This window comes from Mycobacterium sp. IDUB_3, from assembly GCF_055419585.1.
Map to the genome: position 1 here is coordinate 193,319 of NZ_JBVAXZ010000001.1, position 13,877 is coordinate 207,195.

12 protein-coding genes are annotated in these 13,877 nt (G+C 68.2%); 2 read left to right on the forward strand and 10 right to left on the reverse strand.

The genetic code is table 11. The features are described from left to right. Positions 1 to 26: 26 nt before the first annotated feature. From ACZYVJ_RS00695 to ACZYVJ_RS00735, 9 genes are all read right to left on the reverse strand, one after another. A complete protein-coding gene (locus tag ACZYVJ_RS00695; RefSeq protein WP_463829238.1) occupies positions 27 to 1,811 on the reverse strand; it encodes an ABC-F family ATP-binding cassette domain-containing protein in 1,785 nt (594 codons plus the stop codon). A 22-nt stretch (positions 1,812 to 1,833) separates the two neighbouring features. Continuing rightward, positions 1,834 to 2,520, reverse strand: coding sequence for a PAS and ANTAR domain-containing protein (locus ACZYVJ_RS00700; RefSeq protein ID WP_463829239.1), 687 nt, complete (start codon positions 2,518 to 2,520; stop codon positions 1,834 to 1,836). Positions 2,521 to 2,622: 102 nt separating this feature from the next. Further along, positions 2,623 to 3,729: an enolase C-terminal domain-like protein gene (locus ACZYVJ_RS00705; RefSeq protein WP_463829241.1), complete on the reverse strand. Its 1,107-nt coding sequence runs from the start codon at positions 3,727 to 3,729 to the stop codon at positions 2,623 to 2,625. Further along, positions 3,726 to 4,742 carry an SDR family oxidoreductase gene (locus ACZYVJ_RS00710; protein ID WP_463829242.1) on the reverse strand — a complete coding sequence of 339 codons (1,017 nt, stop codon included), beginning with the start codon at positions 4,740 to 4,742 and terminating at the stop codon, positions 3,726 to 3,728. Before ACZYVJ_RS00710 ends, ACZYVJ_RS00705 begins: the two co-directional genes overlap by 4 nt. Before the next feature lie 31 nt (positions 4,743 to 4,773). Continuing rightward, positions 4,774 to 6,564 (reverse strand): glycoside hydrolase family 15 protein, encoded by a 1,791-nt coding sequence (locus tag ACZYVJ_RS00715; protein ID WP_463829243.1) that lies wholly within the window; start codon positions 6,562 to 6,564, stop codon positions 4,774 to 4,776. After that, the gene (locus tag ACZYVJ_RS00720) at positions 6,557 to 8,254 is read right to left on the reverse strand and encodes a GMC family oxidoreductase (protein WP_463829244.1); all 1,698 of its coding nucleotides are present in this window, start codon (positions 8,252 to 8,254) and stop codon (positions 6,557 to 6,559) included. Before ACZYVJ_RS00720 ends, ACZYVJ_RS00715 begins: the two co-directional genes overlap by 8 nt. Then, positions 8,254 to 9,000: a gluconate 2-dehydrogenase subunit 3 family protein gene (locus tag ACZYVJ_RS00725; RefSeq protein WP_463829245.1), complete on the reverse strand. Its 747-nt coding sequence runs from the start codon at positions 8,998 to 9,000 to the stop codon at positions 8,254 to 8,256. Before ACZYVJ_RS00725 ends, ACZYVJ_RS00720 begins: the two co-directional genes overlap by 1 nt. Before the next feature lie 18 nt (positions 9,001 to 9,018). Further along, a complete protein-coding gene (locus ACZYVJ_RS00730) occupies positions 9,019 to 9,525 on the reverse strand; it encodes a hypothetical protein (RefSeq protein WP_463832780.1) in 507 nt (168 codons plus the stop codon). Between the two features lie 406 nt (positions 9,526 to 9,931). Then, positions 9,932 to 10,777, reverse strand: a complete 846-nt coding sequence (locus ACZYVJ_RS00735) for an SDR family NAD(P)-dependent oxidoreductase (protein WP_463829246.1) — start codon at positions 10,775 to 10,777, stop codon at positions 9,932 to 9,934. Between the two features lie 305 nt (positions 10,778 to 11,082). On the opposite strand from ACZYVJ_RS00735, the gene ACZYVJ_RS00740 reads away from it, so the two are divergent. Continuing rightward, positions 11,083 to 12,621 carry an adenylate/guanylate cyclase domain-containing protein gene (locus tag ACZYVJ_RS00740; protein WP_463832781.1) on the forward strand — a complete coding sequence of 513 codons (1,539 nt, stop codon included), beginning with the start codon at positions 11,083 to 11,085 and terminating at the stop codon, positions 12,619 to 12,621. Between the two features lie 232 nt (positions 12,622 to 12,853). On the opposite strand, the gene ACZYVJ_RS00745 is transcribed toward ACZYVJ_RS00740, so the two are convergent. Then, positions 12,854 to 13,639, reverse strand: coding sequence for an alpha/beta hydrolase (locus tag ACZYVJ_RS00745; RefSeq protein ID WP_463829247.1), 786 nt, complete (start codon positions 13,637 to 13,639; stop codon positions 12,854 to 12,856). Between the two features lie 9 nt (positions 13,640 to 13,648). On the opposite strand from ACZYVJ_RS00745, the gene ACZYVJ_RS00750 reads away from it, so the two are divergent. Beyond that, complete coding sequence (locus ACZYVJ_RS00750) at positions 13,649 to 13,831, forward strand: hypothetical protein (protein WP_463829248.1); 183 nt, start codon at positions 13,649 to 13,651, stop codon at positions 13,829 to 13,831. The last annotated feature ends 46 nt before the right edge of the window (positions 13,832 to 13,877 follow it).

Genomic DNA, 13,877 nt, shown 5'->3' on the forward strand with positions numbered 1-13,877 from the left:
GTCGCGAAAGCTGCTGCGCGCCAGCCTCATTCGAGCAGTTCGGACAGCTCCAGCCAGCGACTCTCCGTCGCAGCCACCTCGTCTTCGAGCGCACGCAACTCCTGGGTGAGCCGGGCGATGCCGACGTGGTCGGACTGGTCGTGCGCGGCGAGTTCGTTGTGTTTGTCCTCGATCCGCTCCGCCAGGCGCGCCAGCTGGCGATCGACGGAGGCCACCTCTTTTTCCGCGGCGCGGCGTTGCGCGCCGGACATCGCTTGGGGGGCGGCCTCGGACGGCCGCGACGATCCGGCGCTCGCCGCGCCGGTCCGCTGCTCGGCCAGCCGCAGATACTCGTCGACACCGCCGGGCAGATGCCGCAACCGGCCGTCGAGCACCGCGTACTGCTGATCGGTGACCCGCTCCAGCAGGTAGCGGTCGTGCGATACGACGATCAGCGTGCCCGCCCACGAGTCCAGCAGATCCTCCATCGCGGTCAGGGTGTCGGTGTCGACGTCGTTGGTCGGCTCGTCGAGCAGCAACACGTTGGGCTCACTCAACAGCGTGAGTAGCAGTTGCAGCCGCCGCCGCTCACCGCCGGAGAGGTCCTCGACGCGGGCGGACAGCTGGCCGCGCCCGCCCAACCCGAGCCGCTCCAGCAGCTGCGCCGGGGTGACCTCGCGGCCGTCAACCTGATAGCCGCCCTGCAGCCTGCCCAGCACATCGGCGATCCGGTCACCGCCGATTGCGGCCAGGGCATCGCCCTGCTGGTCGAGCACCGCCAGCCGCACGGTCTTGCCGCGCTTGACCCGTCCCGAGTCCGGGCTGATGGTGCCATCGATCAGCCCCAACAACGTCGACTTGCCGGCGCCGTTGGCCCCGACGATGCCGGTGCGCTCGCCGGGGGCGATCCGCCACTCGATGTCGCGCAGCACCGGACGGCCGCCGAACGAGACCGACACGTCGAGCAGGTCGACCACGTCCTTGCCCAGCCGCGCGGTGGCCAGCTTGGCCAGCTCGACGGTGTTACGCAGCGGCGGTACGTCGGCGATCAGCTGGTTGGCCGCCTCGATCCGGAACTTGGGCTTGGACGTCCGCGCCGGCGCCCCGCGGCGCAGCCAGGCCAGCTCCTTGCGCATCAGGTTCTGCCGCTTGGCCTCGGCGACGGCGGACATTCGGTCGCGTTCGACCCGTTGCAGGACGTAAGCCGCGTACCCGCCGTCGAACGGTTCGACGATCCCGTCGTGCACCTCCCACGTCGTGGTGGCGACCTCGTCGAGAAACCAGCGGTCGTGGGTCACCAGCAGCAGCCCGCCGGTGTTGCGCGCCCAGCGTTGCCGCAGGTGGCCGGCCAGCCAGGTGATGCCCTCGATGTCCAAATGGTTGGTGGGCTCGTCGAGTGCGATCACATCCCACTCGCCCACCAGCAACCTGGCCAGCTGCACCCGGCGGCGCTGGCCGCCGGACAGCGTGGCAACCGTTGCGTCCCAATCGATGTCGGAGACCAGCCCGGCGACCACGTCGCGGACCCGCGCGTCACCGGCCCATTGGTGTTCGGCCGCCTCGCCGACGAGCGTGTAGCCCACGCTGCGGTCCGGGTCCAGGGTGTCGGCCTGGCTCAGCGCGCCGACCCGCAGCCCGCTGCGCCGGGTGACCCGGCCGGAATCGGGCCGCTGCTGGCCGGTCAGCAGCCGCAGCAGGCTGGATTTGCCGTCGCCGTTTCGTCCGACGATGCCGATGCGGGCGCCGTCGTTGACCCCGAGCGTGATCGATCCGAAGACCACCTGAGTCGGATATTCGAGGTGTACGGCCTCAGCTCCCAGTAGGTGCGCCACCGGGCCGACCCTACTGTCGCCGCTAGCCCAGGGTCAGCAGAGCCTGGTCCACCTGGCTTTGGGTCTCCGACGACGCCTTGCTGGCCACGGCGTCCAGGAAGCGGCTGGCGACGTCGCGCAGTTTGAGGTTCGTCTCCTGGGAACGCCACACCAGGATGTCGAACGCGCGCTCGGCCGAGATGCCGTAGGCGGTCATCAGCACGCCCTTGGCCTGCTCGATGCGCGCCCGGGCCTCGGCCACGGCCGAGAGCACGTTGGTGATGTCGGAGTGCAGTGAGTCGGTGACGTCGACGTAGAACCCGGACGTGCCGGCCAACCCACCACTCTCGTCGAGCATGCGATCGCCGGCGACGACGACGCAGTGGGTGCGGCCGTTGGTGTCGATGATGCGGTGCCGGCTGCTGAACGGCTTGCCCTTGGTCACGCGATCCAGCACGGCGGCCACCCGCTCCCGGTCTTCGGGATGTTTGTGCTGCAGCAGCAGGTCCGTGGTGGGCTCCACCTGTCCCGGCTTGTAGCCGTGCATGCGTGCCACCGCGTCCGACCACTCCCAGCGATGGCCGTCGAGGTAGAACCAGAACCGGCCGACGCGCTGTGGCTCACCGAGACCCAGCACCAGGTCGACCGCGCTCAGGTCGCCTTCCTCGACGACGTCAGCGACCAGCGCCTCGGGGCGCTCAGCGGTTTCGTCGTTGGAGTTCACTGTCATCTCGCGTTTCCCCAATCACCTTTGTGAAAACCCTGGCGTATCGGTTCCCTTTTTTGCGCGCGTTCATTCCTCGCTCTACGGCGCGCGTGAGCTGCCTGACGATCAGGCCGCGCGGTACCGCTCGGCGTCCTGGTGTTTGAACTCCAGGCCGAGTCCCGGCCGGTGTTGATCGGGCCGCAGCGCGCCGCCCTCGGGGGACAGGGCACCGTCGAAGAGCATTTGTTCGATGCGGTGATGGTCGTGGAAGTACTCCAGGTGGCGCAGGTTCGGGGCGGTGCTGGCGACGTGGGCGTGCAGGTTGGGGGCGCAATGCCCGGAGACGTCCACGTTGTAGGAGGCGGCGACGGCCGCGGCGCGCACCCAGTCGGTGATGCCTCCGCAGCGAGTGACGTCGATCTGCAGGCAGTCGACCGCGTCGGCGGCGAGCATCCGGTTGAAGTAGGCCAGGTCGTAGCCGTACTCGCCGGCGGTGACGTCCGGGCTCACCTGGTCGCGCACTTCCCGCAGCCCGTCCAGGTCATCGGAGGACACCGGTTCTTCGAACCACGTGACGCCGTGCTCGACCATGGCGTGGGCCACCCGGATCGCCTGTTTGCGGCGGTAGCCGCCGTTGGCATCCACGTATAGTTCGACGTCTGGTCCGATTACCGTGCGCGCCAAGGCAATCCGATCTAGATCGCGGGTTACGCCGGAGCCCCATGACTCACCGATCTTGATCTTCACCCGGGGGATCTTCCACTCGTCGACCCAGCGTTCGAGTTGGGCGCGGGTGGTGCGCTCGTCGTAGGTGGTGAAGCCGCCGCTGCCGTAGATCGGCACTTCCGCGTGTGCCATGCCGAGCAGGCGGCATACCGGCAGCTCCAGCAGCTTGCCCTTGAGATCCCACAGCGCGGTGTCGACCGCAGAGATCGCGCAGGAGGCCAGCCCGGGCCGCCCGTTGTTGCGCATCGCCGCGACCATCGACCCCCACCGTGCCGGGATGTCCACGGCGCTGTGGCCGGTGAGCACGCCGGCGAGCTTGCCGCCGATCAGCTTGGCGCACGCCCCGTCGGCGTAGGTGTAGCCGATCCCGCGGCGGCCGCCGGCCGCAACCTCGGCCAGCACCAGCGTGGTCGACGTCCAGGACAGGGTTCCGTCGGCTTCCGGTGCGTCGGTGGGGATTTCGTAGACCTGCGCGGTGACCTCCTCGATCCGCGCGTAGGGCGTCATCGTGCCCCCCGGCGGCCCGCCCGGGCCGCGAGCCAGGCACCGACCCCGGCGGCGCTCAGCGCGCCGGTGCCGCTGATGACGGGATGCTGGGTCGCCCACAGTTGCGGGCTGTGCGCGTGCGACTCGTCGTCGAACTGGCCGCGCGGGCCGTGGTCGGTGCCCGGCTCGGAGTCCAGCGGCTGCCAGAGGTTGTTGGGCCGGTCGCGGCTGACGTGTTCCTTGGTCTGCTGGGAGTCGTATCCGGTGCGGCCGAGGTAGCGGTCCAGCAGCGGCGCGACGAACTTCTGCCCCAGCAGGGTCACCATGGTGGAATCGCCGACCCAGAATTGCTTTCGCCCTGGATGATCGGCGGCGTACAGGACGCCGCGGGCGGCGACCTCGGGCTGGTAGATCGGCGGCACGGGCTGAGGATGGCGGGGCAGCCGGGACAGCACCCAGGAGAATTGCGGGGTGTTCACCGCGGGCATCTGCACGACGGTGATCCGAACCTTCGAGCCCTCGTGAAACAGCTCGCAGCGCACCGATTCGGTGAACCCGTTGACGGCGTGCTTGGCGCCGCAGTAGGCCGACTGCAGCGGGATCGATCGCTGGCTGAGCGCCGAACCCACCTGCACGATGGTGCCGCGGTTGCGGGGGCGCATCTTGGCCAGCGCCGCCATGGTGCCGTGCACATACCCGAGGTAGGACACCTCGGTCACGCGTTTGAACTCCTCGGCGCTGATCTCGGTGAACGGCGCGAACACCGACGTGAACGCGACGTTGACCCAGACGTCGATGGGACCGAAGGCGGCTTCGGCCTCGTCGGCGGCGGCGACGACGGCCGAGTGGTCGGCCACGTCGGTCGGGATGGCCAGCGCCTTGCCCCCGCCGGCCTCGACATCACGCGCGGCCCCGTCGAGTCCCGCGGCGCCGCGGGCGAGCAGGACGACGTTGGCGCCACGCCGGCCGAACTGCTGGGCGGTGGCGCGGCCGATGCCCGCGCTGGCTCCGGTGATCACCACTGTCTGTGTCATCGCAGAAATGCCTTTCGCTAGGTCGGCGTGGTCACTCATGGTGGACGTCGTCGTCGGTGAGGGTCGCCGTGCACTCGAGCATCAGCGCGTGCGCGAACGCCTGCGGCAGGTTGCCGCGCAGTTGGCGCTGGCGGACGTCGTACTCCTCGCAGAACAACCCCGGCGGACCGCACGCGGCCCGGTTGCGTTCGAACCAGCGCATCGCGCAATGGCCATGGCCCAGTTGATCTTCGGCCAGCGCCATCATGAAGCCGCAGAGCAGGAAGGCGCCCTCGGCGTCGCCGAGGTCGCGCTCGTCGTGCCGGAAACGGTAGACGAAACCGTCGTCGGTGAGCTCCCGGCGGACGGCGTCCAGGGTGGCCCGGGTGCGGGGGTCGTCGGCGGGCACGGCGCCGCGCACCGGTGGCAGCAGCAGTGACGCGTCGACCCCCGTCAGCCGCGGGCTGCGCTGCCAATAGCCGTGCGGGTGCAGGCCGCTCGACGCCGTGTCGGCCAGGATCGCGTCGGCCAGCGAAGCGCAGGCCGCCACCTCGGGACCGGCGCCGGCCAGTTTCGCAATCGCGCGCAACCCGGCCACGCAGGCCAGCCGGGACTGCGTCCAGTGGTCGTTTTCGATCTCCCAGACCCCGGCATCCGGTTCGCGCCAGCGTTTTTCGATGGCCCGGATGGCGGTCTGCGCGGCGCGCCACCCGTCGGCGTCGAGCCGGTCGGCGGCGCCCGCCTTGGCAAGCAGCTGCAGGGCCTCGCCGAACACGTCGAGCTGGAACTGTTGATTGACCCAGTTGCCGACCTTGTCGGCGCCGCCGGGATAGCCGGGCAGGTCGAGGGTTTCTTCACCGGGCACCGCGCCGCCGGTGACGGTGTAGGCGGGTTTGAGGTTCGGGCCGTCGTCGAGCAGCCGGGCGCCGACGAATTCGACCGCCGCATCCAGCAATTCGGTAGTGCCGACGGCGGCGGCGGCCATGCCGGCGTACACCTGGTCCCGGATCCACGCGTACCGGTAGTCGTAGTTCTGATTGGTGTGTGCGCGTTCGGGCAGGCTCATCGTGGCCGCGGCCACCATGCCGCCCCCGCTGCTGGTCAGCCCGCGCAGCACCGCGTAGGAGTGGCGACCGTCGCGGGGGGCGATGGTGCAATCCAGCCTGGGCATGCTGCGCTGCCAGGCGGCCGCGGTGGCATCCCAGGCCAGATCGGGATCGGGGGGCTGGTCGGGCAGTGCGCGTTCGGACAGCTCCAGCACCAGGTCGTGCTCCTGGCCCTCCTCGAGGGTGATCTCACAGGTGAGCAACTCGCTTTTGTCGTGCGCGGCTTTGATGGTGCGCGCGTCGCAGCCGGCCAGCCAACGCCAGCGCAACCGGCCCGACCGGCCGCTCCACACCCCGCCCTCGGATGTCGGCTGGCCGAGACCGTGCCTGCCGAAGCCCGCGCCCGGTGCCAGCAGCACCCGCACCCGCGCCGTCCCGCGGCACACCGTGAGCCGCCGCAGCAGCACCACCCGGTCCCGGTCGCCCGGAAAGGCCAGCGCCTCACGGCATTCCACGGTGCCGTCGCGGGTGATCCAGCGGTTACGCCAGATCAGGGAGGCCGGCTCGTAATAGCCGCCCCAGACGTGCCGGACGTCAGTCGGAGTGATCGCGTAAACACCGCCGCCGCCAATGAGATTGGAGAAGACGGCGTCGGAGTCCCAATGCGGCGCGCACATCCACGCCACATCGCCCTGCGGCCCGATCAGCGCGCCGCGCTCGCCGTCGGCGAGCAGCGCGTATTCACGCAGCACCCGGGGCGCGAAGGTGGTCTCGACGTCGATCGTTCGGTCAGCCACGGACTCCCGCCTCCGACCTCCGTCCCGCGCTGGTATCGATCTGCCCGGCGGCCAACCGCTCGGCGAGCCGGGAGGCCAGCGCCATGATGGTCAGCGCGGGGTTCGCCGACCCCTGGGTGGGGCACACCGAGCCGTCGGCGAGGAACAGGTTCGGCACGCCCCACACGCGCTGATCGGAGTCGACGACCGAGTTCTCACGGCCGGTGCCCATCCGGGCGCCGCCGATCAGGTGGGCGAAGCGCTCGATGGTGAGCACGTCCTGGGCATCGGCGGCGTGCAGGATGTCGCCGATCACCTTGGTGGAGTAGGCCATGTTGGCCTTGTCGTTGTCGCACAGCGTGTAGTCGAACCGGGCCACCGGGATGCCGTACGGATCCTTCTCGTCGGCCAGCGTCACGCGGTTGTCCCGCAGCGGCAGCAGCTCGTTGAGCACGCCGACGGTCGCCCAGTGGTTGTAGTCGCGCATGTACTCTCGCAGGGCACGGCCCCAATGCCCGTCGGCCAGCACGTGTTCGGCCCAGCCGATGGGCATCGGCGACACGGTCTGGATGGCGAAGCCGCGGGCGAAGCCCCGCGAGAGGTCGGTCTCATAGAACTGCTCGGAGGTCACCTCCGGGGGAGGCGCCTTGTACATCCGGACCTCCTCGGACCACCGGCCCGCGGACTGGGTGGCGCCCTGCACCATCACGTAGCGCCCGACCTGATCGTCGTTGTTACCCAGCCCGTTCGGGAAGCGGTCGCTGGTCGAGTTCAACAGCAGTCTCGGCGTCTCGATCGAATACCCGGCCACGGCAACCACTTTGGCGCGTTGCAGCCGCTCCTTGCCGCCGATCTCGTCGTAGTAGACCACGCCCCTGGCCGCGCCGCTCTCGTCGAGCTCCACGCGGGAGGCCATGCAGTTGGCGCGGATCTCCACGGCGTGGGCCAGTGCGTCGGGAAGGTGCGTGACGTACGGGCTGGCCTTGGCGTTGACCTTGCAGCCCTGCAGGCAGTAGCCGCGGTAGATGCAGTGCGGACGGTTGCCGAAGGTGCCGTTGACGATGCCGACGGGCCCCACCCGCATCTCGATGCCGAGCTTGAGCGCACCCCGCCAGATCTTGGCGGCGGCACCCGAAATGGGGTGCGGTGCAAAGGGATAGCGGTGCGGATCACCCCAGGGCCAGTTCTGGCCGGCCACCGGCAGCTCCAGCTCGACCTGCTCGTAGTGGCGGCGGATGTCCTCGTAGCGGATGGGCCAGTCCGCCCCGACCCCGTCCCGGGTGTAGGTCTCGAAGTCGCTGGGGTGGAAGCGCGGGGTGTACCCGGCGTAGTGCACCATGGACCCACCCACGCCGCGCCCGGAGTTGTTCTTGCCCAGCTCGATTGGGTCGTCGCCGCCGATGATGCGTTTCTGCGTCCAGTACAACGCGTGGGAGCCGGCCTCGTCGGACACCCAGTCCTCGTCGGGGTGCCAGAACGGGCCGGCCTCGAGGATCACGACCCGCCAGCCCTGCCGGGCCAGCCGCTGCGCCAGCACCGAGCCGCCGGCCCCGGCGCCGACTACAACCAGATCGACCTCGTCGTCGTCGGCGTAGCGGCGCATGGTCTTCTCGCCGGGCAGGTCGCGCGTGTGCACGTCGAGCAGGAATCGTGAATCGTTGTCCTTCGGTTCGATAGCGCCCTTGAACAGCCCACGCAAGAAGTCGCCCATCACAACTCCCCGTTGTTCACGATCTGCACCGGATCCTCGTCGGTGGCGCCGCGGGTCTCGTACGGTTCGCGCGCGGCGGCCGGCCCGGTGGCACCACCGAGGCGCATGAAACCGCGCGGGTAGGCCGGGCCGCCGAACCCGATCTCGTTCCACGCCCATGGGTGGGAGTAGAAGCCCGACAACGTCATTCGCATACACACCGACCATGCCCGCTTGACGTTCAGGCTCTCCCACGCCCCGCCTTGCAGGTCCGCCTGCGAGAACTTGTCCACGATCGCCTCGCGGGTGGTGATGTCGGCCTCGGCGAACGAGGGTTTGCCGTAGTGGGTCGACGCCGTCTCGTCGAGCCCGCGCAGCACGAGTCGCCAGGTGTCGCGGTCGTCGGGCATGTCGGCGTACTGGTAGCCGTCGAGGCGTCCGTCGGCGAGCTTCGAGTCGACGGATTCCGCCGCGGGCACCCGCGGGTCGACGTCCTGCGCCAGCACCGTGTCGCAGAACGCGCGCAGGCACGGCTCCTCTTCGGGCGTGAAAAACCGCAAGTGCTCGGGTGGTTCGAGCCGGGCCAGCACCACCTTCCGCGTGGCCTCGTCCCACGTGTCGGCGGTTTCCAGCACGTCGTAGTCGGGGTAGCGCCCGATCATCTGCGGCGTGACGCCACGGCGTTGCTTGGGCAGCCAGGACGGGTGCGGCGGCTTGCCGTCGGGGCGCAGGTGGGGCAGGTGGTCGGGGCGTGAGGTGTTGGCCATCTCAGAAATCCCAGCGTCCTAACCGCGGAACCGTTCGCGGCGCAGGATCGACGCGAGCAACCCCATCCCGCCGACCATGCACATCAATCCCGGCGCCGCGATGGGCGGCCCCATCGGCACGTTGTACGAGGCGTTCTTCCAGCCGCCCGGCTTGCGCGCGACGCCGCGGGCGTGCAGGTATTCGCCCATCAGTCCGTTGGCCGTATAGATGCCCGCGGTGATGGGCAGCCAGAGTTTGGCCCAGCGCCGCGAGAACACCCCACCGATTCCGGCGACCACCACCGGCGGGGTCACCACGATGGGGCTCCACATCCATTTGTTGCCGAAGCTGGCTTTGTAGTGCTCGAAGTAGATTTCGGCCGTCGTGACCAGTGCCGCCACTGCGGTCAACCCGGACAGCGAGCGTTCGAATCGGCCGTGCGCGACGTCGTACAGCGCTCGCCCGGCCAATTGTTGGACCTCGCCGAGTCCGTCGCTGCCGGCGGTGCGGCCCTGGTGCCGTCCGCCGTTGCCCAGCAACAACATGTGCATCCCTTTCTCGCTCGCGCTCGTGCCCGGCCGGTGCTTACCGGCCCGGTGTGACGTGGTTGATGAGCTGATTGGCCGCCGTGGGCGCGCCGAAGGCACCGCCGAGCGAATCCGCCGTCGTCGTGCCCATAGGCCACCTCGCCTTCGCGTTGGAAGGAACACGGTCCGGCAAGCTTCGGCCCGGCACTGTGATGCAGTGCGGTCGCCAAAGCCCGCGCAGAAAACTGGAAGCGCCCAGCTGTGTCTTTCAACCGAGAAGGCCCCGACGAAATGTCGCGACCGAAGCGCAACGGGTGTGTACCCGGCGTTCTGCTGCGCAAACGACGCCACAGCCGGTTCTCAGCGTGCTTTCAGGAGCGCGGGCCGAGACGACGAACGGAACAATTTCAGCGCAGCCGGCGCGTCACGATGCGGCGGAACTCATGTTGCGCAATCGGTTAAGAGTCAGACGCGCGAACCGCGTCGAAAGAGTCGTCGAAAACCGGTCCAGGTACCACAGCGTCTTCCACCAGGCCGGCACGATGATGATCGCTTTGTTACGCAGCACGGCACGAAGCACGCGGGCGGCGAATTTGTCGGGCGCCATCGGCCTTGTCGGCTCCCAGGATTTGAGTATGGCCTCTTCGCTGGCCCCGGTCTTCTCCATCCGTCCGTAGACGCCGCCGGTGAGGATCGGTGTCCGGATCGCGCCGGGACACAGCACCGACACCTTCACGTTGTGGCGCTCGGCCTCCAGCCGCATCGCCTTCGACAGCGCGACGACGGCGTGCTTGGAGGCGGTGTAGCTGGCGGTGCCCGGGCCGGCCAGCAGACCCGCCATCGATGCCGTGTTCACGATGTGGCCCGAATGCTGCCGGATCATGATCGGGTACACCGCCTGGATGCCGTGCACCACGCCGTGCAGGTTCACGGCCAGGACGTCGTTCCAGTCGTCGAGGCTGTAGGAGTCGACCTCGCCGCCGACCCCGATGCCGGCGTTGTTGAAAAGGTAGTCGATGTGCCCGGATGTCTGCATCGCCTCGGCGACCGCGCCCTCGAACGCGGGGTAGTCGCGGACGTCGAGTTCTATCGCGTGGGCCTTCGCGCCGCCGCTGCTGAGGCGTTGCGCGAGCTCTTGCCCCGCGGCCAGTTGGCGATCGGCGAGCCAGACCTCGGCGCCGCCCTCGACCAACTTGGTGGCCAGCGCGGCGCCGATACCCGAAGCGCCGCCGGTGATGAATGCGACCTTGCCCGACAAGCTCGTCGTCATGAGGGAAGGATAGGCGTCGTCTGCGCAGTTAGGACCGCTGGTGGCACCGACGGGCGCCGAAACCCCAAGGCGCTGTGCCGCACTCGCCACCCCATAAAACCTCTTCTGGACAGCTTGCATGCAGACGACCCCTCCGGCTTGAACGATTAGGCGACGTACCGCCTTAGCGCGCTCGCCGCGTGAATGAATGCCCTCGCCACATTCGCCGCGAGGAGCAGCGCAACCAGCGGCCAGCAATTATCGGCCGCGCGACAGCCTGCGCGTATGCGGGTACGGCTAGCCCCGGGCCGCAGTACGCTCATGCGATGCCAGAAACGTCGTACACATCGTGCGGTGATCTGAGCCTGGCGTATCAGGTGTTCGGCGACGGGCCGGTCGAGCTTGCCTTCGTCGGACCGATGGTCTTCCACGTCGAGCTGTTCTGGGCCATGCCCGAGTTCAAGGCCTTTTTCGATCAGCTCGCCACGTTTTGTCGCGTCGTCATGTTCGATAAGGCCGGGGTCGGCCTGTCGGACCCCATCCCGAAAGTTCGTTTGCTTGAAGAGCGAGCGGCCGAGATCGAGGCCGTCATGGACGCCGTCGGCTTCGCAAAGCCCGTCGTGTTCGGTATGAGCGAGGGATGCCCACAGGCCATCGTGTTTGCGGCAAGACGACCGGAGCGAACGCGGGCGCTGATCCTCTACGGCTCTCTCGCGTTCGCAGGCGGTGGCTGGGACGACTTGGATCTCGACGCGGGCTTGCTGCGGGTGCGCATCCTTGCCGAGCTGGGTGAGGACTACACGCCGTCGACGAAGCAGTTGGCCCGGTTCCAGGAAATGGGCCGCCTCGCGCGCTCGGCGTGGGGCAGCGGCGCAACAGCAAAGGTTTTTTTCCCGTCGGTCCGGTCCATTCGACAGCTCGCCATGGTCGAGCGCATGTGCGCCAGCCCGGGCATGTTACGAGCGACGATGGAATCGAATTTCCGGGTCGACGTGCGGCCGATCCTGCCGACGCTCTCCACACCGACCCTAGTCATCCATGCCCGCGAGGATATCGCTCCGGTGCAGAACAGCCGCTACCTCGCTGACCATATTCCCGACGCGCGGTACCTCGAGGTCGAGGGCGTGGACCACGCGCCCTGGTTCACCGAGCCCGACAAGATCCTCACCGGGATCGAGGAGTTTCTCACCGGCAGCCGTGCGGCGCCCGCACAATCGCATCGCGCGCTGCGTACGGTGTTGTTCACCGATATCGTCGCGTCGACGCAACACGCCGCGGCGACAGGCGACGAGCGATGGCGTGCGGTGCTGCACCGGTTTGGTGAGGTCACCGCCGACCTCACGCAACGATTCGGCGGCACAGTGGTCAAGAGCACCGGCGACGGCTACCTCGCCACGTTCGAAGGCCCGACGCAAGCCATTCGCTGCGCCGAGGCGTTGCGTGCGGACGCCGAGACACTGGGCATCGAGATCCGCGCCGGCATCCACACCGGCGAATGCGAGCTGCTCGACGCCGACATTGGTGGCATTGCAGTACACATCGCGGCGCGGATCTGCGGCCAGGCCAGCGCCAGCGACATTCTCGTCTCGCGCACTGTGCGTGATCTGGTCGTAGGCTCAGGCACGGGCTTCGAGGACCGCGGCAGCGTCGAACTGCGTGGCGTGCCCGGCATCTGGCAATTGCTGGCGGTCGACCGCCACGGCGCGCGGGCGGGATCTGCCGAGGCAGAGCTGGCATCAATGCCGACCCCCGGCCGTCGGACCGCGATGCGCCGCTCGGACCGCGCCGTGGAGGTAATCGCCAGGTGGACACCGTGGATCATGCGCGGGATGGCCCGACTCGCCCCGGCAACCGACCGCAGATGAACAGAGATACATTGAGCCGAAAGGCGGTTTACGCCCTCACATCGTGCGGAATAGCCACCGCCGCAACGTAAAAGCCGGGTGCCGGGCGGGCCTCGGTCCCGGAAGTCAAAACGTCTTCCACAATGTCGTGCCACCATTTGATGAAAACGTTCTGGGCCTGGCGCGAACCGCCGGCTGCCCGACGGCACGGGAAATCTTCTGAGATACCCCTGACTGTGTCCGCCGGGGGCAGCTAGGCAATCGCGAGCAGGTGATTTCTAGCAATCCAGTCGTCGATCTGGCCCATGGTGAGGGGTAGCGCTTTCCCTGAAAACACCATGTGGTCGGAACGCGGAATTTCGACGTGGGTGCCCTGCTGATACTTGGCGGCGGTCTTGCGCACGACTCCGGTTGGCACGATGCGGTCGCACTCGCCCCCTATCACCAGCACGGGGCCTGTCACCGCTGCGAAGTCGACAACGGTTGGCTTGGAAAGCTTGAGCACCGCAAGGGCCATCTCCCAGAATGCTCGTCCGGATTCGCAGACCAAGCCGTCATATATCTCGCGGGCGGTGTCCTCAGTCTGAGAGTTGGCGATCCACCGTTGACATTGCTCCAACGTCGGGGGATGCACCGGCTTGGCCCACGCGCGTGGCCGTAGCAAGGACGGCAGGGACATCCGCATGTTTGTGGGAGTCGTACCGAAGATGCCCGCTGCTAAGCCAGGACAGGCTGCGACCAACCCAGCGTGGTGTGTGCGCGCGGCAACCAATTGCGCCAGCAGCCCTCCCATCGAATGACCTATTAGAAGCGCTGGGGAATCCAGCGAATTCACGTATGCCACCAGGTCGTCGGTGTAGTCGCTAAGGCTTAGCGACGCGACCTTCATCGCACCTTCGCGCATTGGTAGTTCGTGATGACGCAGCGTCGGGGTGTGCACCGTGTAGCCACGCTCTTCGAACGCGGTGCGGGCCGGCATCAGCTGCTCGCCACGGCTCCACGCGCCATGAATGAGGACGACGTGCTTGGCATCGGACATGGACCCAGAATGACAGCCGATGGGGGACACGTGCCCCGTAAGCGTCATTTTGGGTACACCTCCGCGACGGCACGCATCGCCATCGAGCGCAAGCACAATCGCGAGGCGCGGCAACCGAAACGTCGAGAGCGCGAGGCCGCCTACTTCGGTCCCGCACGACCCGCCGACGAGGACGAGCCGCCACCGTTCTGACGGGGTGCAGCGGCTAACACCTAATCGGGGGAACCACCGCCCTTCT

Coding starts and splice junctions, on each gene's coding strand:
- ACZYVJ_RS00700 (WP_463829239.1), bottom strand. CDS start 2,520: ATGACAGTGAACTCCAACGACGAAACCGCTGAGCGCCCCGAGGCGCTG.
- ACZYVJ_RS00705 (WP_463829241.1), bottom strand. CDS start 3,729: ATGACGCCCTACGCGCGGATCGAGGAGGTCACCGCGCAGGTCTACGAA.
- ACZYVJ_RS00710 (WP_463829242.1), bottom strand. CDS start 4,742: ATGACACAGACAGTGGTGATCACCGGAGCCAGCGCGGGCATCGGCCGC.
- ACZYVJ_RS00720 (WP_463829244.1), bottom strand. CDS start 8,254: ATGGGCGACTTCTTGCGTGGGCTGTTCAAGGGCGCTATCGAACCGAAG.
- ACZYVJ_RS00725 (WP_463829245.1), bottom strand. CDS start 9,000: ATGGCCAACACCTCACGCCCCGACCACCTGCCCCACCTGCGCCCCGAC.
- ACZYVJ_RS00730 (WP_463832780.1), bottom strand. CDS start 9,525: ATGTTGTTGCTGGGCAACGGCGGACGGCACCAGGGCCGCACCGCCGGC.
- ACZYVJ_RS00735 (WP_463829246.1), bottom strand. CDS start 10,777: ATGACGACGAGCTTGTCGGGCAAGGTCGCATTCATCACCGGCGGCGCT.
- ACZYVJ_RS00740 (WP_463832781.1), top strand. CDS start 11,083: ATGCCAGAAACGTCGTACACATCGTGCGGTGATCTGAGCCTGGCGTAT.
- ACZYVJ_RS00745 (WP_463829247.1), bottom strand. CDS start 13,639: ATGTCCGATGCCAAGCACGTCGTCCTCATTCATGGCGCGTGGAGCCGT.
- ACZYVJ_RS00750 (WP_463829248.1), top strand. CDS start 13,649: ATGACAGCCGATGGGGGACACGTGCCCCGTAAGCGTCATTTTGGGTAC.